General features: G+C 38.0%; 22 protein-coding genes. 6 read left to right on the top strand and 16 right to left on the bottom strand.

From position 1 onward, the window contains the following. Window positions 1-57: 57 nt before the first annotated feature. The 13 genes from ftsZ to mraZ are packed head-to-tail and all read right to left on the bottom strand — an operon-like array spanning window position 58 to window position 15,569. The gene (ftsZ, locus tag IWB64_RS10265; RefSeq protein ID WP_194533917.1) at window positions 58-2,025 is read right to left on the bottom strand and encodes a cell division protein FtsZ; all 1,968 of its coding nucleotides are present in this window, start codon (window positions 2,023-2,025) and stop codon (window positions 58-60) included. A 37-nt stretch (window positions 2,026-2,062) separates the two neighbouring features. Further along, window positions 2,063-3,400: a cell division protein FtsA gene (gene ftsA / locus IWB64_RS10260; RefSeq protein ID WP_194533916.1), complete on the bottom strand. Its 1,338-nt coding sequence runs from the start codon at window positions 3,398-3,400 to the stop codon at window positions 2,063-2,065. Window positions 3,401-3,403: 3 nt separating this feature from the next. Beyond that, window positions 3,404-4,123 carry a cell division protein FtsQ/DivIB gene (locus IWB64_RS10255; RefSeq protein WP_194533915.1) on the bottom strand — a complete coding sequence of 240 codons (720 nt, stop codon included), beginning with the start codon at window positions 4,121-4,123 and terminating at the stop codon, window positions 3,404-3,406. Further along, window positions 4,113-5,465, bottom strand: a complete 1,353-nt coding sequence (gene murC / locus IWB64_RS10250; RefSeq protein WP_194533914.1) for a UDP-N-acetylmuramate--L-alanine ligase — start codon at window positions 5,463-5,465, stop codon at window positions 4,113-4,115. The genes IWB64_RS10255 and murC overlap by 11 nt, the downstream gene beginning before the upstream one ends. Window positions 5,466-5,485: 20 nt before the next feature. Next, a complete protein-coding gene (gene murG, locus IWB64_RS10245; protein ID WP_194533913.1) occupies window positions 5,486-6,589 on the bottom strand; it encodes an undecaprenyldiphospho-muramoylpentapeptide beta-N-acetylglucosaminyltransferase in 1,104 nt (367 codons plus the stop codon). Continuing rightward, window positions 6,576-7,775 carry an FtsW/RodA/SpoVE family cell cycle protein gene (locus tag IWB64_RS10240; protein WP_194533912.1) on the bottom strand — a complete coding sequence of 400 codons (1,200 nt, stop codon included), beginning with the start codon at window positions 7,773-7,775 and terminating at the stop codon, window positions 6,576-6,578. The genes murG and IWB64_RS10240 overlap by 14 nt, the downstream gene beginning before the upstream one ends. 13 nt (window positions 7,776-7,788) lie before the next feature. Next, complete coding sequence (gene murD / locus IWB64_RS10235) at window positions 7,789-9,123, bottom strand: UDP-N-acetylmuramoyl-L-alanine--D-glutamate ligase (protein WP_194533911.1); 1,335 nt, start codon at window positions 9,121-9,123, stop codon at window positions 7,789-7,791. Between the two features lies 1 nt (window position 9,124). Further along, window positions 9,125-10,345 carry a phospho-N-acetylmuramoyl-pentapeptide-transferase gene (mraY, locus tag IWB64_RS10230; protein WP_194533910.1) on the bottom strand — a complete coding sequence of 407 codons (1,221 nt, stop codon included), beginning with the start codon at window positions 10,343-10,345 and terminating at the stop codon, window positions 9,125-9,127. A gap of 36 nt (window positions 10,346-10,381) precedes the next feature. Beyond that, window positions 10,382-11,845 carry a UDP-N-acetylmuramoyl-L-alanyl-D-glutamate--2,6-diaminopimelate ligase gene (locus IWB64_RS10225; RefSeq protein WP_194533909.1) on the bottom strand — a complete coding sequence of 488 codons (1,464 nt, stop codon included), beginning with the start codon at window positions 11,843-11,845 and terminating at the stop codon, window positions 10,382-10,384. Continuing rightward, window positions 11,842-13,848 (bottom strand): penicillin-binding protein, encoded by a 2,007-nt coding sequence (locus IWB64_RS10220; protein ID WP_194533908.1) that lies wholly within the window; start codon window positions 13,846-13,848, stop codon window positions 11,842-11,844. Before IWB64_RS10220 ends, IWB64_RS10225 begins: the two co-directional genes overlap by 4 nt. Then, the gene (locus IWB64_RS10215) at window positions 13,848-14,174 is read right to left on the bottom strand and encodes an FtsL-like putative cell division protein (protein WP_194533907.1); all 327 of its coding nucleotides are present in this window, start codon (window positions 14,172-14,174) and stop codon (window positions 13,848-13,850) included. Before IWB64_RS10215 ends, IWB64_RS10220 begins: the two co-directional genes overlap by 1 nt. 38 nt (window positions 14,175-14,212) lie before the next feature. Beyond that, window positions 14,213-15,118 carry a 16S rRNA (cytosine(1402)-N(4))-methyltransferase RsmH gene (gene rsmH, locus IWB64_RS10210; RefSeq protein ID WP_226976018.1) on the bottom strand — a complete coding sequence of 302 codons (906 nt, stop codon included), beginning with the start codon at window positions 15,116-15,118 and terminating at the stop codon, window positions 14,213-14,215. After that, a complete protein-coding gene (mraZ, locus tag IWB64_RS10205) occupies window positions 15,096-15,569 on the bottom strand; it encodes a division/cell wall cluster transcriptional repressor MraZ (protein ID WP_194533906.1) in 474 nt (157 codons plus the stop codon). Before mraZ ends, rsmH begins: the two co-directional genes overlap by 23 nt. Window positions 15,570-15,823: 254 nt before the next feature. On the opposite strand from mraZ, the gene IWB64_RS10200 reads away from it, so the two are divergent. Together IWB64_RS10200 and yihA are read left to right on the top strand one after the other, a co-directional pair. Beyond that, the gene (locus tag IWB64_RS10200; protein WP_194533905.1) at window positions 15,824-16,588 is read left to right on the top strand and encodes an alpha/beta fold hydrolase; all 765 of its coding nucleotides are present in this window, start codon (window positions 15,824-15,826) and stop codon (window positions 16,586-16,588) included. A gap of 38 nt (window positions 16,589-16,626) precedes the next feature. Continuing rightward, the gene (gene yihA / locus IWB64_RS10195) at window positions 16,627-17,244 is read left to right on the top strand and encodes a ribosome biogenesis GTP-binding protein YihA/YsxC (protein ID WP_194533904.1); all 618 of its coding nucleotides are present in this window, start codon (window positions 16,627-16,629) and stop codon (window positions 17,242-17,244) included. Here the strand turns inward: yihA and IWB64_RS10190 are convergent. Further along, window positions 17,241-17,621 (bottom strand): GTPase, encoded by a 381-nt coding sequence (locus tag IWB64_RS10190; protein ID WP_194533903.1) that lies wholly within the window; start codon window positions 17,619-17,621, stop codon window positions 17,241-17,243. The two genes, yihA and IWB64_RS10190, sit on opposite strands and share 4 nt — an antisense overlap. A 49-nt stretch (window positions 17,622-17,670) precedes the next feature. Between IWB64_RS10190 and bla the strand changes: the two genes are divergently transcribed. After that, on the top strand, window positions 17,671-18,423 hold the full coding sequence (gene bla, locus IWB64_RS10185; protein ID WP_194533902.1) for a subclass B1 metallo-beta-lactamase: 753 nt from the start codon (window positions 17,671-17,673) through the stop codon (window positions 18,421-18,423). Between the two features lie 30 nt (window positions 18,424-18,453). Beyond that, entirely contained in the window at window positions 18,454-19,167 is a 714-nt protein-coding gene (locus IWB64_RS10180; protein ID WP_194533901.1) for a pirin family protein, read from the top strand. 9 nt (window positions 19,168-19,176) lie between these two features. On the opposite strand, the gene gldC is transcribed toward IWB64_RS10180, so the two are convergent. Together gldC and gldB are read right to left on the bottom strand one after the other, a co-directional pair. Further along, window positions 19,177-19,509 carry a gliding motility protein GldC gene (gldC, locus tag IWB64_RS10175; RefSeq protein ID WP_194533900.1) on the bottom strand — a complete coding sequence of 111 codons (333 nt, stop codon included), beginning with the start codon at window positions 19,507-19,509 and terminating at the stop codon, window positions 19,177-19,179. Between the two features lies 1 nt (window position 19,510). Next, complete coding sequence (gene gldB, locus IWB64_RS10170; protein ID WP_194535857.1) at window positions 19,511-20,494, bottom strand: gliding motility lipoprotein GldB; 984 nt, start codon at window positions 20,492-20,494, stop codon at window positions 19,511-19,513. 71 nt (window positions 20,495-20,565) lie between these two features. Between gldB and nadE the strand changes: the two genes are divergently transcribed. Both nadE and IWB64_RS10160 read left to right on the top strand, forming a co-directional pair. Then, window positions 20,566-21,354 (top strand): NAD(+) synthase, encoded by a 789-nt coding sequence (gene nadE / locus IWB64_RS10165; RefSeq protein ID WP_194533899.1) that lies wholly within the window; start codon window positions 20,566-20,568, stop codon window positions 21,352-21,354. A gap of 168 nt (window positions 21,355-21,522) precedes the next feature. Then, window positions 21,523-22,152, top strand: coding sequence for a response regulator (locus IWB64_RS10160; RefSeq protein ID WP_155597664.1), 630 nt, complete (start codon window positions 21,523-21,525; stop codon window positions 22,150-22,152). The last annotated feature ends 61 nt before the right edge of the window (window positions 22,153-22,213 follow it).

Here is a 22,213-nt window from a genome sequence, read left to right as displayed (position 1 = left end):
AAAAAAATTAATTTTCTCGGGTTTAAACTTGAGTTCGTTAAGTTTACTCTAAAATCTTTAATCTACGTTATCATGTAGAAAAGAATTGTTAGAACGCAACCGAATTTCATCGTTGCTATCCTCACCTAGCGTAGTTCTAGAAACCTTGCCTTCTTCTCTTCTTGCATCGCTTAAATCAATACCTTGACGCTTGTATGCCGGCTCTTTTTCAATCTCGTCAATACTGCTTACGCTGTTCTGAAACTTATAATTGAAATCCTTTAATTTTCTTCTTCTCTCGTCAGCTCTTTCTCTTAATAGCTCATCAATTGGACTATCCATAGGATCTACTGCCGCATGGCTCTGTGGAGTTACGTCCTGCTCTTCAACAGGCTTAACTTCCATAGTAGGCTCACGTCTAATAACCGGTTGCGGTTTTGAAGCTGGAGTAGGTTTTGGAGCTGGCTTAGCATTGCTCAATTTATCCTCCATTTCCATATAATCATCCAAACTATAGCGTTTTTCACCTTGTTCGTTATATTCTAGAACTGGGATAACTTCTACATGACTATCAACCTCTATATCCTTTACATCCTCATCAAGACTAAATGTTATTACATTGTCTTGCTCTTCTTCGTCAACTTCTTCTTTCTTAGCAAAAGGCAAATCAAAACTCATGGTAATCTGCTCTTCTTTCAACTTATCATAAGATACGGTCATAGGGTCAACAACCTCCATATCATTAATAGAATCTTGAGCATTTACGATTACAAAATCATCCTCAGAAGTATTTACTTCGGCAACCTCTTCTAAAACTTCTTCGTAAAAAACGTTGAAATTCTTAATATAGCTAGTTGTTTCGATTAAATCCATGCCCGGCTCTTCTCGCACATCTTCTTCTTCAAGTGTATGCTTAATTACCGGTGCTACTTCCTTTACTTTTTCGATAGGTAATTGATGAACGATATTCTTTCTAGCCGTTAAATCATGCTGAGCTCGTTGCTCATCTTCTAACGTGTGGATAATTTTTTTTGTTTCGGTATTTACAATCTCATCCTGTTGATCTACATCAAAACCCGTAGCAATAATAGTTACTGCTATAGACTCGCCTAAATCTTCATCCTCACCTACACCCATAATGATGTTGGCACCATGACCTGCTTCAACCTGAATATAGTCGTTGATCTCACCAATCTCATCGATGGTGATTTCTTGTGAACCAGAAACGATAAGTAACAATACGTTTTTGGCACCACTAATTTTGTTATCGTTCAACAACGGAGAATCCAAAGCCTTTGTAATGGCTTCATGAGCTCTTGCCGAACCAGTTGCCTGAGCAGACCCCATAATAGCAGTACCGCTATTAGAAAGTACAGTCTTGGCATCTCTAAGGTCAATATTCTGAGTATAGTGATGTGTAATTACTTCTGCTATACCTCTAGCTGCAGTAGATAATACTTCATCTGCTTTAGAGAAACCTGCTTTAAAGCCTAGGTTACCGTATACTTCACGAAGCTTGTTATTGTTTATAACAATCAATGAATCTACATTGGCACGCAATTTTTCAATACCTATACGTGCTTGTTCGCAACGCATTTTACCTTCAAACTCAAAAGGCATGGTAACGATGCCCACGGTAAGCACGTCCAATTCTTTTGCTTGTCTTGCAATAACAGGAGCAGCACCGGTACCGGTACCACCACCCATACCAGCGGTAATAAAAATCATCTTGGTAGTAGTGGCCAACATCTCTTTGATCTCCTCCATACTTTCCAAAGCAGCCTGTTCACCTACCTCAGGGTTGGCACCAGCACCCAAACCTTCTGTTAATGAAACACCCAATTGTATTTTTGTAGGCACAGAACTATTGTTCAAGGCTTGCGAATCTGTATTACAGATTACAAAATCTACGCCATTGATGCCTGACTGAAACATGTGGTTAATTGCGTTACTACCACCGCCTCCTACGCCAATTACTTTAATTACATTGCTTTGATTCTTTGGAAGATCGAAAGATATCCCATCAAATTCCGTGTTGTTGCTCATAGTGTGTTTTATTACTGGTTAATGTGTGTGTCGTTTTTTACTCGGCGTTATCTAAAAAGTCTTTCAACTTTTCAGACCATTTGTCAAATACCGATTTGCGTTCTTGTTGAACTTTTGCCGAATTTAATTGCTGATGTTCTTCTTCTTCATGGCCTGCCATAACAAGTTCTCCATCGTCTACAAGCTCTTCTTTAACTTCAGCTTTACTTTTTTTCTCACTCTCTACTGCATTCATCAAAAGACCAACAGCGGTAGCATATAGCGGACTGGCGATTTCGGCATCTGAATCGCCTGCCAAATGTTCATTAGGGTACCCAATACGTGTATCCATACCCGTAATGTATTCCACTAATTGCTTTAAATGCTTCAACTGGCTTCCACCACCTGTAAGAACTATACCTGCAATTAGTTTCTTTTTTTGTTCATCATGGCCGTAATTCTTGATCTCTGCATAAACTTGCTCTACGATTTCAACAACACGTGCATGAATTATTTTAGATAGGTTTTTAAGGGTAATCTCTTTTGGCTCCCTACCTCTTAAACCGGGTATTGAAACTATTTCATTATCCTTGTTTTCACCTGGCCAAGCGGAACCGAACCTTACCTTTAAAAGTTCTGCTTGCTTTTCGATGATAGAGCATCCTTCTTTGATGTCTTCGGTAATTACACCACCACCAAAAGGGATTACGGCCGTATGACGTATGATACCATCTTTAAAAATGGCCAAATCCGTTGTACCACCTCCTATATCGATTAATGCTACACCTGCTTCTTTTTCTTCTTTGCTCAAAACGGCATCAGAAGAAGCTAAAGGCTCCAATGTAATATTACCTAAATCCAGGCCGGCACTTTTGATACATCTCCCCACATTTTTGATAGAGGAAACCTGACCTACTACCACATGAAAATTGGCTTCAAGACGGCCACCGTACATACCTATCGGTTCTTTAATCTCTGCCTGTCCGTCCACTTTATATTCTTGTGGAAGTACGTGAATGATTTCTTCACCTGGAAGCATTACCAACTTATAAACCTGGTTACAAAGCTTATCCAAATCCTCTTCATTGATAACCTCTTCAGAATCTGCCCTAGTGATATAATCGCTATGGTGCAGACTTCTTATATGTTGCCCGGCAATACCCACAACAACAGATCCAATTTTCAAACCTGAATTAACTTCAGCTTCTTCTACTGCCTGTTGTATGGATTGGATAGTTTGTGTAATGTTATTTACAACACCACGGTGTACACCTAAACTTTTAGATTTACCAATACCCAAAACCTCAATCTTACCATACTCGTTTTTCTTACCGATTATAGCTACGATTTTGGTTGTTCCAATGTCTAATCCTACCGAATAATTACCTACTTCCATAACTTAATTTTTGGTGCATACTACTTGATTGTCAAACTCTAAATTAACAACATCATAGTTCTGCAGAGTTTTGTCTTTATTTGCCTTGGCGTAAAATGCCTTGAAATTGCTAAACTTTTCTTTCAACCTTTCTACATCTCCCAAATTGACAACAAACTCTTCGGTTCGAAAACGAAGTTGATACTTCTCTTCATTTACGATATGCAACCCAATGATGTTCTTCTTAAGAAACTCGTCCGTATTGATATAATTCAAAATTTTATAGACATCTGCTAAGCCTTCATCTGTTGTGCGACCTGTGATCATGGGTACACGTGCTGAGTAGCTATTTGACAATGGCATTTGCTTTCCATCCTCGTCAAGATAAAATTTTGAATCCCCTTCTACACGTCCGATTGGTGTACGCTGAATGATTTTCGACGCTAATTCACCGCTTACTGTAAGAAAAACTTGGGCACTTTTTACCATTTTGTTGGCCTCAATGGCCTTCTCGATGGTATTCAAAGCTAATTTTTCTTTAGGCATGTTTTCCAGGCTACCGAATTTTTGTATTAACAATTTATTAACCGCTCCTTCGGTGATAAATAAATGTTGATTTTCTACAAATTCAATCGCAATTCCCTTTACGCTTCTATCCGCACTTCTTTGGTTAGAAAATGCGTAAAGCCCCGTTATTACAACGATTAAGGCCAAAAGCTTTATGTAGTTATAATTAATGTGCATTTTGCAATTCTTTTGTGATCTTACTTACCTCTAAACCTATGTCTCCAGCACCCATGGTGATAAGTACTTGTGGGTTTTGCTCTTTTATCTCGTTTATTAATTTGGATTTCTGAATTGTTTTTACTTTGGTATTATTCATTTTCTCCAACAACCATTCCGAAGTTATCCCTTCTAACAGTTTTTCTCTTGCTGGGTAGATATCTAATAACAATACACTGTCAAATCTTGAAAGACTTTTAGCAAATTCATCTGCGAAATCTCTAGTTCTTGAAAAGAGATGTGGCTGAAAAATTGCTAATGTCTTTTTATTAGGGTGCATTTCTGCTACCGCATCATAAACTGCATTTATTTCTGTAGGATGATGTGCATAATCGTCTATAAAAATAAAATCTTCTGTTTTTATTTTATATGAAAACCGTCTTTGAACACCTTTGAAAGTTGCCAATGCATTCGCTAATTTATTTGCGGATACACCTGCGTGCAAAGCCATAGCAAAAGCTACCAGTCCATTTAGTAAATTATGTCTTCCCGGCTTATTGAATTTTACATCAATCAACGTTGCGTCCGGCATTACCAAATCAAAAATATAACTGCCGTTCTCTATTTTAAGATTAATGATACAGTAGTCCGCATCATCATCAATACCATAAGTTATTCCCTCTAGAGGCAAACCCTTGCGCACAAAAAGCGCTCCATCTGGCGCTACTCTATTGGTAAATTCGATAAACGATTTTTGCAATTCTTCTGAGCTACCGTAGATATCTAAATGGTCTGCATCCATAGAAGTAATACAGGCCACATTAGGGAACAACCTCAAGAAAGACCTATCAAACTCATCGGCCTCTACTACAGAATAATCAGTGCCTTCAAAAACAAAATTGCTGTTGAAATCTTCTGATATCCCTCCTAAAAACCCAGTGAAATTTACTCCGGTTTCTTTTAGCAAATGCGCCAAAATACTTGTGGTAGTTGTTTTACCGTGCGTACCGGCAACCGCTAAACAAAAGCTGTCTTTGGTAATGAGTCCCAAAACTTCGGAACGTTTTTTAATTTCAAAACCATGGGCCAAGAAGTATTGATACTCCTCATGCTCTACAGAAACTGCAGGCGTATATACTATAAGCGTGTTTTCTTTATTCTTGAAACCGTCAGCAACTGCAGTAATATCATCTTGATAATGAATAGCCATACCTAGGCCAGAAAGCTCTTCTGTAAGTGGTGTTTGCGTTTTATCGTAACCAGCAACATGCTTACCTATGAACTTAAAATAACGTGCCAGAGCAGACATACCTATACCTCCGATGCCAATAAAATATACGTTATGTATGCGTTTTAAGTCCATTTCTACAAATTCTCATGCCTTTATTTACTGGTGGCATTCCCAATTAATTTTTCTATTTCGTCAACAATATCTTTTGTTGCATTGGGTAACGCTAATTTCTTAATGTTATCTCCCAAATTCTTTTGCTCTACTTTATCTTGAAAAAGTTCAGAAAACACGTTTTCAAACTTCTCATCCAGCTCACTTTCTCTCAACAATACGGCTGCATTCTCATTTACAAGCGCACGCGCATTTTTTGTCTGATGATCCTCGGACACATTAGGCGAAGGCACGAATATTACCGGCTTACCCACAATACACAACTCCGAAACCGAACCTGCACCTGCACGTGATATTATCATATCTGAAGCGGCATAGGCGTAATCCATACGGTTCATAAAATCTAGCACTTTAACCGTATCTGAGTTATATTTAGCATACTCCTCTATGTAAAGCTTACCGCACTGCCATATTAATTGCACTCCGTTTTTCTTGAAAAATTCAAGGTTCTGAGCCACCAACTGATTGATTCTTCTTGCCCCAAGGCTACCACCTAAAATTAAAAGTGTAGGCACTCCAGTATTCAATCCAAAGAAATCCAACGCTTCACTTTTATCCGCAGACATTTCCACCAAATCTCCACGAACGGGATTTCCGGTCTTCACAATTTTATCCTTTGGAAAAAATCGTTCCATCTCATCATAGGCCACACAAATCTTAGCCACTTTATCTTTCAATAATTTATTGGTAATACCGGCATACGAATTCTGCTCTTGCAATACGCAAGGCACTCCTTTACCAGCGGCAACCCTTAACATAGGACCACTAGCAAAGCCACCTGTACCAATCACGGCATCAGGTTTAAATCTTCGCACTATTTTACCAGCCTTTATCAAACTACTTATCACTTTAAAAGGAAACATTAAATTTTTAAGGGTCAGTTTCCTTTGTAACCCACTAATCCATAATCCTTCGATTTCGTAACCTGCTTGAGGCACTTTTTCCATCTCCATTCTATCTTGAGCGCCTACAAATAAAAATTGCGCATCAGGATGTCTTCTTTTCAATTCGTTCGCAATAGCGATTGCTGGGTAAATATGCCCACCTGTTCCACCACCGGAGAGTATAAATTTATAATTGCCCACTTAGTACTTCTAAAGGATTCGTTTCATCTATATCTGCGGATGATTTTTCCACACTTAAATTTTTATTGCTCACACTCAAAATAATACCAATGGCCAAACAGGTCATCCAACTACTGGTACCACCACTACTTATTAATGGTAACGTTTGCCCAGTAACAGGAAAAAGCTCTACCGCCACGGCCATATTTATTAAAGCCTGAAAAACTATAGGAAGTCCTACACCAAGCACCACGAGCTTTCCAAAAATATAAGTACTACTATTGGCCACTACCACTATACGAAACAGTAAGAACATATAAAAAAACATGAGTGCAAAACCGCCAACCAGACCATACTCTTCAACGATAATGGCATAAATAAAATCTGATGAACTCTGTGGTAAAAAGTTCTTCTGAACACTTTTACCAGCACCCTTACCAACAATACCCCCGGTAGCAATAGCAATCTTGGCACGTTCAATTTGATAGTCGGCTTCCGTATCTTCTGAATCCGCAAAATTTTCTACTCTACTTATCCATGTATCTACACGGTTGGGAAACAACCCTGGAATAGCTTTGGCCGTTAGTATAAAAAACGCAAGACTCAGTACACTTGCTCCAATTATTCCTAATAAATATTTAATGGGATACCCTCCTAGAAAACACAACAAAATTACCATAGAAAAGATGATAGCCGCCGTTGAAAAGTTTGCCGGTAAAATGAGGGCTACCGTTAGCAAAACAGGAATCCACAAAGGCAAAATACTTTCTTTAAATGTGACTTCCTTATGACGAACTTTACTAAGGTAACGAGCCACATATATCATTAGCACCACCGCAGCTAGGTTAGATGTCTGAAACGAAATACCAACTATGGGCACACTGATCCACCTACTGGCATTAGCACCACCTATTGTTGTTCCTTGAGCTAATGTAAACACTAATAAAACCAAAACTAAAGGCATGGCAATTAGTGATAATCCTTTAAAGAAATGTGAAGGAATACGGTGTATTCCGTAAATAATTCCAAAACCTAGAGACAAGAGCAATGCATGTTTTACCAAATACCCAAAAGTAGTTCCGTTCCCCACTACATAGACTAGATTACTACTAGCACTATATACCGGCAGAAACGAAAATAAACCCAAGAGGGCCGCAATGGCCCAAATAGCTCTATCCCCTTTGATATTTTCAAAAAATGCGTTCACTGCTTACTCTTATTTATAATGATTTTACTGCTGCTTTAAACTGATCTCCACGGTCTTCATAGTTCTGAAACAAATCAAAACTGGCACATGCTGGTGATAACAAAACGGTATCTCCACGTTCAGCAATTTTGTAAGCTACTTTTACAGCTTCTTCCATAGCAAAAGTCTCTACCATAAGATCAACTACATTGCCAAAGGCATCTTTAATCTTCTCGTTATCCAAGCCCAAGCAAACTATGGCTTTTACTTTTTCGCGTACTAACGGCATCAATTCTTTGTAATCATTTCCTTTATCTTGCCCACCAACAATCCATACAACAGGTGTTTTAACACTATCCAACGCATAGAATACAGAGTTCACGTTAGTTGCCTTAGAATCGTTTATATACTGTACATGGTGTATTTTTAATACATTTTCAAGACGGTGGGGCGCTCCTTGGAAATTAGCAATACTCTCACGGATTGATGCTTTTCTAATGCCTACTAACTTTGCCGCAGTCATTGCTGCCATACTATTTTTTAAATTGTGTTTCCCTTCTAGTGCTAATGTCTCTTTTGTCATTTTCAATGTCTCGTTATTTGTGTTCAGTATAATAGTGTTGTTCTGTAAATATGCGCCTTGTTCCATTTCTCGCTTAATGGAAAAAGGGAGCAGTTTTGATTTAACGGGGTGCTTTTGAAGCCATGCAATAATTACAGGATCGTCTGCGTCGTATATTAAATAGTCTTCTTCGGTCTGGTTCTCCGCAATGCGGAATTTTGAAGCGACATAATTTTCAAATTTGTAATCGTACCGGTCCAAATGGTCCGGAGTAATATTTGTTAGAATAGCGATATGCGGTTTAAAATCTATAATACCATCCAACTGAAAACTGCTGATTTCTAATACGTAGAAATCAAAATTGTTTTCTGCTACCATTTTAGCGTAACTATCACCAATGTTACCTGCCATACCCACATGAAGACCGCCTTCTTTTAAAAGGTGATTAGCCAACATAGTCGTGGTGGTCTTTCCATTACTTCCTGTTATACCGATTAAAGTAGCATCTGTATATTTTGATGCAAACTCAATTTCAGAAATAACAGGTATTACCTTTTCGTGCAATGCCTTTACCAACGGAACCGTATCTGGTATACCTGGACTCTTCATAACCAAATCGGCATTCAGAATCTTTGCTTCCGTGTGCTTTTCAGCTTCCCAATCAATATCAAAATGTTCAAGAACGTTTCTATATTTCTCTTTAATTTTTCCTCTATCAGATACAAAAACTTCGTACCCTTCTTTCTTACCCAAGATTGCGGTGCCTACTCCACTTTCGCCTCCTCCTAAAATTACTAGCCTCTTCATCTTATCTTACTTTCAAAGTGACTACGGTAATAATGGCTAATAGAATACCCACAATCCAAAACCGTGTTACGATCTTGCTTTCGTGATAACCCTTAACTTGGTAATGATGATGAATGGGAGACATTAAAAACACCCGTCTTCCTTCTCCAAATTTCTTTTTGGTATACTTGAAATAACCTACCTGTATCATAACCGATAGTGACTCGGCAAAGAAGATTCCACATAAAATGGGAATCAATAATTCTTTTCTAATTATTATCGCGATGACGGCAATGATTCCTCCAATAGTTAAACTACCCGTATCACCCATAAAAACCTGCGCAGGGAAAGCGTTGTACCAAAGAAAACCAATCAATGCACCCACAAATGCTGTAATAAAGACTACCAGCTCACCTGAATTAGGTATGAACATGATATCTAGATAATTTGAAAATATGACGTTACCTGACACCCATGCAAAAATGCCGAGCGTAAAAACAATGATTGCAGATGTACCTGCTGCCAAGCCATCAATACCATCAGTAAGATTGGCTCCGTTAGAAACTGCAGTAACAATTAGTATTACTATAGGAATGAATATTAACCAAGCGTAATCTTTAGCACTTTCTCCTGCCCAACTAATGAAATCACTATAATCCAATTCATTATTCTTGAAGAAAGGAACTGTAGTTTTTACTGATTTAATCTCTAGCCCCATAACATCACGAACCTGTAGTTGCTCTGTAATCATTGTACTAGAATCTTCTCTCATGGTTACCCCAGGATGAAAATACAATGTTGCTCCTACCCCAAGACCCAACACTACTTGACCTAAAACTTTAAACCTACCTTTAAGCCCGTCTTTGTCTTTTTTGAATACTTTAATGTAATCATCAGTAAAACCAATAAAACCCATCCAAAGTGTAGTGACAATTAATAAGATGATATATATGTTATCCAGTTTAGCAAACAACAACACCGGAATTAGGGTTGACATAATTATGATGAGCCCACCCATAGTTGGTGTACCCGCCTTTTGCTTTTGCCCTTCTAAACCAAGATCTCTTACACTTTCTCCTATTTGTTTCTTCTGAAGAAAAAGAATAACCCGTTTACCGTATACCGTAGCGATAATTAGCGAAGTAAGAATAGCCATAGCAGCCCTAAAGGTGGTGAACTGAAATAAGCTCGCCCCTGGCAACTGGTATTGTTTCTCTAAATATTCGAATAGGTAGTATAGCATCTTTTAAGCTTCTGGTCTTTTATATATTTGGTCTTGTTATTTATCCAAACTCTTCAAAATCTCTTTGACCATTTCAAAATCGTCAAAGTGAATTCGTTTTCCGTTGGTTTCTTGATACGTCTCATGGCCTTTACCGGCAATGAGTATGATATCTTCAGCATTGGCCAATTGGCATGCTGTTTTTATAGCCTGTTCCCTATTTTCTATGGATAGGATTTTCTTTACGTTCTGTGGCTCCACACCTTCTTCCATGGCTTCAATTATGGAAGATGGCGATTCGCTTCTAGGGTTATCCGAAGTAAAAATGGCCTGGTTGCTCATTTCTGAAGCGATATGACCCATTACCGGACGCTTTGATCTGTCTCTATCGCCACCACACCCCACAACGGTGATGACGTTTTCATTTCCAGTTCTCAAAGTACTGATTGTTTCCAGCACATTTTTTAACGCGTCCGGCGTATGGGCATAGTCGACTATGGCAGTAATCTTTTTACCCGATATAAAATATTGGAAGCGACCGTCTACATTTTCAAGCTCGCTGAGCAACCTTAATGTTTCCAAGGTTTCCATTCCCAACAAATCCGCTGTAGCAAAAATGGCTAACATGTTATAAGCATTAAAATGCCCAATTAGCCTTGACCACAATTCGTGGTCGTTTATTTTTAACAACGTCCCGTCAAACTGACTCTCCAAAACCTGTGCTCTATAATCAGCATAAGTTCTAAGAGCGTACGTATATTTCTTTGCCTTTGTATTCTGAAGCATAATAGCCCCGTTCTTATCATCAATATTTGAAATAGCAAAAGCATTTTTCGGCAATTGATCAAAAAGAATCTTCTTGGTATCTCTATACTCGGCAAACGTTTTATGATAATCCAAATGGTCATGAGAAAGGTTCGTGAAAATTGCCCCTTCAAAAACCAACCCTTGTGTCCTTTTTTGATGAATACCATGAGAACTAACTTCCATGAAACAAAACTCTACACCAGCCTCATTCATGAGATGCAAATGCTCGTTAATCGTCAATGCATCCGGAGTGGTGTGGCTTGTAGCATACACTTCTTCATCTACCATTATTTTAATAGTAGATAAAAGACCCACTTTATACCCTGCCTTTTTAAACAACTGGTACAACAGACTAGAAATGGTGGTCTTACCATTGGTGCCCGTAACACCAACCAGTTTTAAGTTTTTAGAAGGATTGCCGTAAAAATTAGACGCCATCATAGCCAATGCCGTGTTGCCATCCTTTACTTCTACATAAGTAACCCCTTCAACCGTCTGATCAGGTAATTCCTCGCAGACAATAGCTTTTGCACCAAGATCAATTGCTTTAGCTATATATAAATGGCCATCGGTCAATGTGCCTTTAATAGCCACAAAAACATCATCCATCTTGACCTTTCTAGAATCAAAACAGATGTTATCCACCAATACATTGGTAGAACCGATTACATCGGTCAGGCTTGCCCCAAACAATATGTCTTTTAACAACTTCACGATAGCTCTAGTGTAATTTTCTTAGTATTCTTTATATTCTCTCCTTGAGAGACGGATTGTCTTTTTACTTTTCCATTACCTCTTACTTCTACCTCTATACCAAGATTCTCAAGAATTGAAATAGCATCCATACCGCTCATACCCTTTACATTAGGAACTTCTTTATAGTTCTTTTGAGCTTCGGCATAATATCTTTGATACGATTTATCCAACCGTTCATCTTTCATCTTCTCCATATCTACCTCATCTACTAATGGTGAAGTGGCATACACTTTTTGAGCTACAGATTTAAACACAGGACCAGAAACATCTGCTCCATAATAACCTACACTCTTATCTGGCTCATGAATTACTACAATACAAGAGTACTTTGGGTTTTCAGCAGGAAAATAGCCTGCAAAAGATGATATGTATTTTAGTTTATCTGGATCTTTAGACACATAGTTCTTTTGCGCCGTACCCGTTTTGCCCGCCATAGAAAAATTAGGCGAATACAAACCGTGACCTGTACCGTATTCTTTTTCGACTACGTTTTTCAAAAGCTTCTGAACCTTAGCTGCTGTTTCTTTTGAACAAACCGCTTCATTAATAACTTCCTTATCGAACTTTCTAATGGTCTGATCCCATTCCTTCACTTCTTTAATCAACCTTGGCTTTACCATCTCACCATCATTGGCAATAGCATTATAAAAGGTCAATACCTGTAAAGGTGTCATAGAAACCTCATACCCATGAGACATCCACGCTAAAGAAATACCTGACCACCCCTTATCACCAGGAAATCTAATAACAGGCTCACCTTCGCCTTTAATAGGTAAATCAAGCTTTTTATTAAGATTCATACTCATTAAACGGTTGACGTATTTTTCAGGGTCGTTCTTGTAATTGTTGTGAATCATTTTTGCAAAAGCAGTGTTTGAAGAAACTTCAAAAGCATGACCAACAGATATTTTTCCATAACCACCCCACTTAGAATCTTTTACGATTCTGTCATAGATTTTCCACCTACCCTTTTCCGTATCGATTACCGTACTGGTATCAATTACCTTATCCTCAAGAGCAGCAACAAGCGACATTAATTTAAACGTAGATCCTGGCTCACTAGATTCACCTACTGCGTAATTCAATCGCTCGTAATATTTACCAGCTTCCGTTCTACCCAAATTAGAAATAGCTTTCACCTCTCCGGTTTCTGTTTCCATTACAATAACACAACCGTGATCGGCCTTATAATGCTCTAATTGCCCTAGCAAAGCATGGTGGGCGATATCCTGAATATTAATATCAATGGTAGACACCAAATCATATCCGTCTTTAGGCTCAACAATATTCTCCCACCCAATTGGCTTCCACTGGCCTTTGGCAATTTTCTGCTTTAATCTTTTTCCTTGAACTCCTCTTAAATATTCTCCATATGCTCTTTCCAAGCCAACACCGGAGTAATACCCTTCATCATCTACATTCTCGTAACCAACACTACGTTCGGCAATTTTACCTAACGGGTGTTCTCTTACGGTTTTCTGATCAATGATTAACCCGCCTTTGTATGGGCCCTTATTGAATAAAGGAAAATCCTTTACGGTTATATACTCAGAGTAGTCCAGATTTCTAGCGATAAGCGCGTATCTGTTTTTATTCACTTTAGCCTTTCTCAATAACTTCTGATAATGAGAAGACGGCTTGCCTAACATTTTTGAAAGTGCATTGGATAAAGGCACAATATTCTGTCTAAAATCCTCATCACTTACCGTAACTGCATCAAAACGGATGGTATAACGAGATACTGATGTTGCCAAAAGGCTTCCATCATCAGAATACAGATTACCACGGTTCGGAGCTATAGTGAACATTTTCTCGGTTCGCTCCATAGCTAAGGCCTTGTACTTATCGCCTTGTGCAAACTGGATATTCACCAATTTAAACAGTACCGCGATAGCGAACAGGAACATAAACGCCGTTACGACGTACACCCGGGTTAATATGCTTTTTTCCGTTACAGCCACTACTCTTCTATCTTATTAGACTTAACTCTTATTTGCTTGGGTGGCACCTGCGAAGGAAACAACCCTTTTTCTGAAACTATATTCATAACAGTAGACTCCAGTTTTAACTGCTGCACATCTGAACGTGCATCCACAAACTCATTACGTAGTTCTTTTACCTCTTCGTTCAATGCAGCTATTTGATGCACCTTTTTGTCTGCACTGTGTGAGCTACCAATCATTATAGTTGCAAGAAAAGAAGTGAAAATGATGAACAGCCAGTTCTTAGGAGCATCATCGCTCACCAAAAACCTACCTTTTAATATGTTCAACAAACCTTTTTTCATGTCTTATTTCTCTCTTTTCAATTTTCTTACTTCAATACCTATATGCGTTCTGCAATTCTCAATTTAGCACTGCGAGCGCGGTTATTCTTTGAAATTTCTTCTCTGGATGGAACGATTAGTGGCCCAACTTTTTTAAACGGAACATCTATATTTCCATAAAAATCTTTTGGAGCCTCTCCTTGAAACTGTCCTTCTCGTATAAAACGCTTCACCAACCTATCTTCCAAAGAATGATAACTGATAATGCTTAACCGTCCACCAACATCTAACAATTCCGGTGTTTGAAGCAAAAACTCTTCAATAACCGCTATCTCCTGATTAACCTCAATACGAATGGCCTGATAAATCTGAGCCAATATTTTATGTTCTTTTGCATTGGGCAAAAATGCCCGCAACACCTCTTTTAATTTTTCAGTTGTTTTGATGGGCTCCTCTTCTCTTTTCGCCAAAATGGTCTTTGCCATGGCATTTGCATTTCGCAAATCGCCGTATTGAAAAAGAACCTTTCTTAAATCATCATAATCATACGTATTCACCACATCGTAAGCGGACAAAAGATTTCTTTTGCTCATACGCATATCCAAATCCGCATCAAACCTAGTTGAGAACCCGCGTTCCGCTTTATCGAACTGATGCGATGAAACACCATAATCGGCCAAAATGCCATCTACTTTCCGAATGCCATAGAACTTCAAAAACTGCTTGACGAACCTGAAATTCTCGTTGATCAACGTAAACCGCTCATCACCTAAAGTGTTTGCAAGTGCATCTTCATCTTGATCAAAAGCAAATAGTTTCCCTTTGCTCCCCAACTGCTTTAATATTTGTTTAGAATGTCCACCACCACCAAAAGTGACATCAACGTAGACTCCGTCTTCCTTAATATTGAGCCCGTTTACCGACTCCTCTAATAAAACTGGATTATGATACATAGCTTTCGTCATCTCCGTCATCGCCCATTACCTCTTCTGCTAATTCGGCAAAATCCTCTGCGGTTTCTTCTAATACTTTTTCGTAACTATCCTTGTCCCAAATTTCAATAATGTTGATTGCCGAACTTAAAACCACTTCTTTAGAGATATTAGCAATCTCAACAAGGTTTTTAGGAATCAACATTCTACCTGTACCGTCTATTTCAATAACCTTTACACCGGCAGAAAAACGACGGATAAAATCATTATTCTTTTTCTTGAAACGGTTCTTCTTGTTCATTTTCTCCATAAGAAGATTCCACTCCTCCATTGGGTACAATTCTAAACATGGCTGAAAAACAGATCTTTTGATGACAAAACTTTGATTCAAAATAGGAGACATCTGATTTTTTAGGGCAACCGGGATCATTACCCTACCTTTGGCATCGGCCTTACAATCGTATGTTCCAATGAAATTTATCACTTAAAAAAGCTGTTTTACAATACTATAACTCAAAACTACACATTTTATTACCACATTTTACCACTAATTACCACTTTGTTAATAACTAGTGGGTTTTGGGCATAAATTCTAGTCAAAATTTCACCCTAAAAAAGTGTGTTTTTAAGTGTGGAATGAAAAATTATAGCCAATTCTCGCTTTATTGGTCTATACTTGTATTAAAGTCATAATAGGATAATGCCTATCTTTGACGAACAGACCAAGAAGTATCTTGAATGGAAGAAAATTTAATTACAGAAGGAAAATTCCGGTATATAGAAATAGGTGAAGGTACACCTATCATTATTTTACACGGTCTTATGGGAGGGCTTAGCAATTTTCAAGGTGTTTCCGAATACTTTCCTAAAAAAGGCTATAAAATTCTCATACCAGAACTGCCTATTTACGACATGCCAATGCTTAAGACGAACGTCAAGCAATTTGCTAAATTCTTAGCTAAATTTATTGAGTTCAAAGGGCTAAAAGATGTTATATTATTAGGTAATTCACTTGGAGGCCACATAGGTCTTTTGCACACCAAACTTTACCCTAAATTTGTAAAGGCACTAATCATTACCGGAAGCTCGGGATTGTATGAAAGCGCCATGGGAGATGGTTATCCAAGACGTGGCGACTATGAGTTCATAAAGAAAAAAGCACAGGATGTTTTTTATGACCCCGCTATTGCTACCAAAGAAATTGTAGACGAAGTCTTTGCAACTGTAAACAACCGCGTAAAAACCTTAAAGACCTTGGCAATTGCAAAAAGTGCAATACGTCATAACATGGCTAGTGACCTTCCTAAAATGAATACGCCAATATGTATTATTTGGGGGAAAAACGATACAGTTACACCACCTGATGTTGCAGACCTTTTTCATGAGCTACTACCTGATTCTGACTTGTTCTGGATCGATAAATGTGGCCATGCCCCTATGATGGAAAACCCGGATAAGTTCAACGAAATTTTAGACGGTTGGTTAACCAAACGAGGATTTTAACCACCGCAACTACAAGCTTCTTAAAATAAATTTACAAGGTGCACATTAAATCGGCAAAATTTATAATCAGTAATACCGATGTGGCAAGATGCCCCAACGAGCCCCTACCAGAATACGCCTTTATTGGTCGTTCTAACGTAGGTAAATCTTCATTGATCAATAGTCTTACCGAAAGAAAAAGCCTAGCAAAGACCTCTGGTCGCCCTGGAAAAACACAATTAATCAATCACTTTAAAATCAATGAAAATTGGTTTCTGGTAGATTTACCTGGCTATGGTTACGCCCGAGTTTCCAAAAAGAGTAAAAGTACTTTTCAGAAATATATAACTGATTATTTTGTAAAACGTGAGCAATTGGTTTGCGCTTTTATTTTAGTGGATATCCGTCACGAGCCTCAAAAAATAGACCTGGAGTTTATGGAGTGGATGGGCGAAAACAACATTCCGTTCTCTATTATTTTTACCAAGGCAGATAAAATAAAGCCAAAAGTAATAGAAGAAAATGTAAACAAATACATTGCGGAGTTATTAGACGGTGTTTGGGAGGAAGCTCCTTCTTACTTTATCACCTCCTCATCCAAAGGCTATGGCCGTGATGATGTATTGAACTTCATAGACAACATCAATACCGACTTTTTCAAAGCCACTAAGATTTAAGCTTTTGTTCTTTCCTGAATAATTTTCGTTAGCGATTCTGCATCCTCAAGATTATTCATTTCCTTCGTACCTACAAAAACTTGCAAATCGTTATCTACCTGAGCCAGAATTATAGGAAAAGTATACTTATTCCCAAATTTAGAGGCATACTGCTTCTTATATTCATCTTTATGAAGAAACTCCATTTCTAGATTGGTTTCCTCTCTAAATTTTTTCCAAACTTTATCTTCCGTAAAAACTCCAAAAGTTATATCGCACAGCTTACAATCATAGGTACTTGGACTCAAAATCTTATGAGCACTATCCAACAATGCATTTTTTAAACCTGAATCTGCATTATAAATAAAAATGAGTTTTTGAATATTTGAATCTTTCATTATTGTAAGTTAAAACTATATATTTATATAACTAAAAAGAGCATGAAATATGACCTACAAATTGCCCATATCAATTTTGTTCTGCGCTTTCATATTGCTAAACTGTAAGTCACATAAAACTCAAACAACTTACAGTAGCGAAACCTTAAAAATAATTCCTGTTTCCAAAAATAGCTTTATTCACATCTCCTATTTATCTACAAACGACTATGGAAAGGTAGCTTGCAATGGACTTGTTTATATGAATGACGGTGAAGCTATAGTTTTTGACACCCCTACCGACACCGAAACATCAAATGAACTGATACAGTGGATTACAAAAACTAAGCATCATAACATAAAAGCAGTGGTTGTGAATCACTTTCATGATGATTGCCTTGGGGGCATAGAAGCTTTTAATGAACTAAATATTCATTCCTATGCAAACAATGCAACCATAGAGCTCGCCAAAAATGAAGGAAATCCAGTCCCACAAATTGGCTTTGACACAGAAAATGAACTGACTCTAGGAAATCAAAAAATATTCAATAGGCATTTTGGAGAAGCACATACTAAAGATAATATTGTAAGTTATATACCCAATGAGCATTTACTCTTTGGAGGCTGCCCCGTTAAATCGCTCAACGCCACCAAAGGCTATCTTGGCGATGCGAATGTTGGAGAATGGAGTAAGACTATTGCAAAAATAAAAACAGCTTATCCAGACCTTAAAATCGTTATTCCAGGACACGGGGATTATGGTGGCATAGAATTACTGGATTATACCATTACTCTATTTAAAACAGGACAATCTCCAAAATAGAACATTTATAAACTTAACCCTATAACCCTTATGCGCACTACACTCCACAAAGCAGATACCAGAGGTCATGCCAACCATGGCTGGCTTAACAGCTATCACACTTTCAGCTTTGGCAGTTATAATAATCCAGACCGGATGAGTTTTGGTGTATTACGAGTTTTAAATGATGACGAGGTAGCTGCAGGCATGGGTTTTGGCACCCACGGACATAGCAATATGGAAATCATCTCCATTCCCTTAGAAGGTGACCTAGAGCACAAAGATGACATGGGAAACACAACGGTTATTCGCCAAGGCGATATACAGGCCATGAGCGCAGGAAATGGGATACAACATAGCGAAAAGAACAAAAGCCACAACCAACAGGTAAAGTTCCTGCAGATTTGGATTCTTCCTAACAAGGTTAATGTTACCCCTCGTTATGATCAGATTACTCTAGCTCAGGGCAGTCTAAAGAACAACTTACAGCAAATTGTTTCTCCCAATACAGATGACGAAGGTATTTGGATTCATCAAAACTCTTGGTTTAGCTTAGGAGAGTTTGATAAAGACGAAGCAAGCACCTACACTCTAAAAGATACCGCCAACGGAGTTTACATTTTTCTATTGGAAGGAAAAAGTACCGTGAACGGTATTGCGCTAGAAAAAAGGGATGGCCTTGGTATTGAAGATACTGATAAAATTGACATCACTTACAATGAAAACTCAAAAATCCTTTTGATGGAAGTGCCTATGACCAACTAACAATAGGTATTATTTTAAATCTAGTTTTTCAGCAAAGTATGCACAGAAATCTTTCATAGTAGCCGTCATTTTCTCGTCTTGAGTGGCTTTCATGAAAGTATCTGACAACGAAACCAAAGTCTGATGAAAAAACAATTTCATTTCATCAACAGGCATATCTTTTGTCCAAAGGTCAATTTTAAGCGACTCTTGATTTTTACTATCCCAAACAGATAAAAGCATAGCTTTTGCCTTTTCATTCTCTATACCGCCATCTTGTGCAGACCACGTAAGCTCTTCAGGTACTTGATTCTCATCTAAACCTACCCTTAACGTTATTTCTGAAGTATGAAGTTTTGACATATTATTTTCTTGGTTTGTAATTTGATTTTTTAAATATTTCCTCTGCTGGCAAGTTCAACATTTGTTGTAACGTTACCTCATTCTTATCCATAAAAGAACGTACAATCTGCCATCCTACATAGCGACCTATACGTCCGGGTGATTCATTATCCAACTCTAATCCAAATTTAGAAAATGGGGCCGGATCTAGAAATCGTCTACCCAAAGTATTTTCTGTACTGTATAAATACTCACTCTCAATAAAATTACGCCAAATAGCCTGTTCATTGGCTTCAGCCCATAAAAATTGGTCTTCTGAATAATTTATTTTTTGAGCATCCGTCGCTAATGGCAGTAATTTATCTTTCAAATACAATTCTTTTCCATAATAAATAAGCTGCGCAAGAAATGTACGTTCTCGAGGCCTAGGCACTACCTTTTTAGCAAAGGCACTTGCCACATCAACAGCCAGATATTGACTATCTAAATCTGCACTTATATAATTTTGAATGTCGTGATAAAAACGATGTTCAGGACCCAAATAATTATCCAACCCAATAAGAAGAAGGGTATCTGTTAAGATTATACGATTGCTATAGTCCACATCCGAAATTACCGTAACCACCTTGGGAGTATCAAACTGTGGATAGTAATATTTAATATGTTTGAATAAAAGTTCCAAAGATTCTTCTTCTTGGGAAAAATCCGAAAACTTTTTTTCTACTTCAGATAAGAGTTCTATCTGAATGGTATCTTTCATTTTAGCTACCCAAATACTATCTGCATATTGTACTGGGAACAGATATGGATATTTACCCTTTAAAGCAGGGAGACTCTCTGGAGTTGCAGCAGCAAACTCAGAATCGAACCTATCTACTAGTAGTTCTACATTTATCTTCTTGACATCTTCAGAGACCTTTGGACTCTCATTACAACCTAAAAACAAGACTGAAATTATAAAAATGGCAAAAACAGGGACATAATTGCAAAGTAATTTCCGATACATTTCAATATTTAACCGCAAGACGTTATTTTTAAGCTCACAAAGTTAGTCGATCTAGACATAATGAACATCCTATGCAGACAGAAAAGGTAGTAGATTACATAGTAAACTGGTTAAAAGAATATGCAGTAAATGCAAATATGAAGGGTTTTGTCATAGGAATATCCGGAGGAATAGACTCTGCGGTTACTTCTACACTATGCGCCAAAACCGGTCTTGAGCTTATGTGCCTGGAGATGCCCATACACCAAGCTGAGAACCAAGCGTCTCGTGCTTCTAAGCATATTGATTGGCTACAGACCAATTTTGACAAGGTCAAAAGACAGCCAGTTAACCTTACTCCCGTATTTGACAGCCTTATAGCTACCCTTCCTGCAGTAGAGAATGAGGAAGAGCGTTTCATGTCCTTGGCAAATACCAGGGCACGCTTACGGATGACCACCCTTTATTATTTTGCTGCTTTAGAAGGCTATTTAGTGGCCGGAACAGGAAATAAGGTAGAAGATTTCGGCGTAGGATTTTACACCAAATATGGAGATGGAGGCGTAGATTTAAGTCCAATTGCCGATCTTTTGAAGACTCAAGTTTATGAAATAGCCAACTATTTGAATATCAATATGGATATTCAAAAGGCAGCTCCCACAGATGGACTATGGGGAGACGACAGGACTGATGAAGATCAGATAGGAGCTAGCTACCCTGAGTTGGAATGGGCTATGGAAATGCAAGATAAAGGTAAAAATGTAAGCGATTTTACTGACAGAGAGAAGGAAGTCTTTCTTATTTACACAAAACTTAATACAGCTAATAAGCACAAGATGAATCCGATACCTGTTTGCGAAATTCCGCACAGGCTTTTTTAGCAATTAATCCGTAAATACGGTAATCTAATCGAATAAATTCATAAAACAGGCCTATTTAGTGAAAAAAACACCAGTTTTGTTTAAAGAATTAGATTTTTAAACCTTACATTGCATGTCAGTATTTTAGACGTACGATTAACGTTTATAATCTAGATTAAAACTATCAACATGATTAAAGTATTGATTGCAGACAACCATCCTATTATTAGAATGGGAGTGACAAATGTTCTTGAATCTGCTAATGGATTTGAAATGGTGGGTGCGGTAGCCACCACTTCTGAACTCTTCGAGAAATTGGAGAGTGTAAATCCTGATGTAGTAATGCTGGAGATGGACATTCCGGAAATCAACGGAATCGCCACGCTGCGAAAAATCAAAAAAGAGTACCCAAGTGTTAGAGTATTAATGTATAGCGGTCAATCTGAAGACGTATATGCACTAAGTACAATTCGCGCAGGTGCCTTTGGATATCTTTCAAAAGCTTCAGACATAGACTACATCATAACAGCAGTTAAAAAAGTAAGCGAAGGCAATATGTTCATTACAAATGAACTTGCGCAACGTTTAGCTTTTGATGAAGGTACCCAGAAACCAAGAAGGTTCTTTAGAAAACTTTCTACTCGTGAGGTTGAAGTACTTAAGTTATTAGCCAGCGGAAAGCGTAACAAAGATGTTGCCATCGGTTTGAACTTAAACGAAAAAACAGTGAGCACCTACAAGGCTCGTTTGATGAAGAAATTGAACGTAGACAACATGGTAGATCTTTTGCAACAAGCAAAAGCACTAGAACTTTATTAAAAAGTTTACATTCGTAACACGTACAAACCCTGATGATTTCCGTTAGGGTTTTTTTGTGCCT

This window comes from Zobellia nedashkovskayae, assembly GCF_015330125.1.
In the GTDB taxonomy this organism is placed as follows: Bacteria; Bacteroidota; Bacteroidia; order Flavobacteriales; family Flavobacteriaceae; genus Zobellia; species Zobellia nedashkovskayae.
The sequence above is the reverse complement of the archived record's forward strand: the minus strand, read 5'-3'. Positions and strand labels throughout refer to the sequence as shown.

Coding starts and splice junctions, on each gene's coding strand:
- ftsZ (WP_194533917.1), bottom strand. CDS start 2,025: ATGAGCAACAACACGGAATTTGATGGGATATCTTTCGATCTTCCAAAG.
- ftsA (WP_194533916.1), bottom strand. CDS start 3,400: ATGGAAGTAGGTAATTATTCGGTAGGATTAGACATTGGAACAACCAAA.
- IWB64_RS10255 (WP_194533915.1), bottom strand. CDS start 4,123: ATGCACATTAATTATAACTACATAAAGCTTTTGGCCTTAATCGTTGTA.
- murC (WP_194533914.1), bottom strand. CDS start 5,465: ATGGACTTAAAACGCATACATAACGTATATTTTATTGGCATCGGAGGT.
- murD (WP_194533911.1), bottom strand. CDS start 9,123: ATGAAGAGGCTAGTAATTTTAGGAGGAGGCGAAAGTGGAGTAGGCACC.
- mraY (WP_194533910.1), bottom strand. CDS start 10,345: ATGCTATACTACCTATTCGAATATTTAGAGAAACAATACCAGTTGCCA.
- IWB64_RS10215 (WP_194533907.1), bottom strand. CDS start 14,174: ATGAAAAAAGGTTTGTTGAACATATTAAAAGGTAGGTTTTTGGTGAGC.
- rsmH (WP_226976018.1), bottom strand. CDS start 15,118: ATGACGAAAGCTATGTATCATAATCCAGTTTTATTAGAGGAGTCGGTA.
- IWB64_RS10200 (WP_194533905.1), top strand. CDS start 15,824: ATGGAAGAAAATTTAATTACAGAAGGAAAATTCCGGTATATAGAAATA.
- IWB64_RS10190 (WP_194533903.1), bottom strand. CDS start 17,621: ATGAAAGATTCAAATATTCAAAAACTCATTTTTATTTATAATGCAGAT.
- bla (WP_194533902.1), top strand. CDS start 17,671: ATGACCTACAAATTGCCCATATCAATTTTGTTCTGCGCTTTCATATTG.
- IWB64_RS10180 (WP_194533901.1), top strand. CDS start 18,454: ATGCGCACTACACTCCACAAAGCAGATACCAGAGGTCATGCCAACCAT.
- gldC (WP_194533900.1), bottom strand. CDS start 19,509: ATGTCAAAACTTCATACTTCAGAAATAACGTTAAGGGTAGGTTTAGAT.
- gldB (WP_194535857.1), bottom strand. CDS start 20,494: ATGTATCGGAAATTACTTTGCAATTATGTCCCTGTTTTTGCCATTTTT.
- nadE (WP_194533899.1), top strand. CDS start 20,566: ATGCAGACAGAAAAGGTAGTAGATTACATAGTAAACTGGTTAAAAGAA.
- IWB64_RS10160 (WP_155597664.1), top strand. CDS start 21,523: ATGATTAAAGTATTGATTGCAGACAACCATCCTATTATTAGAATGGGA.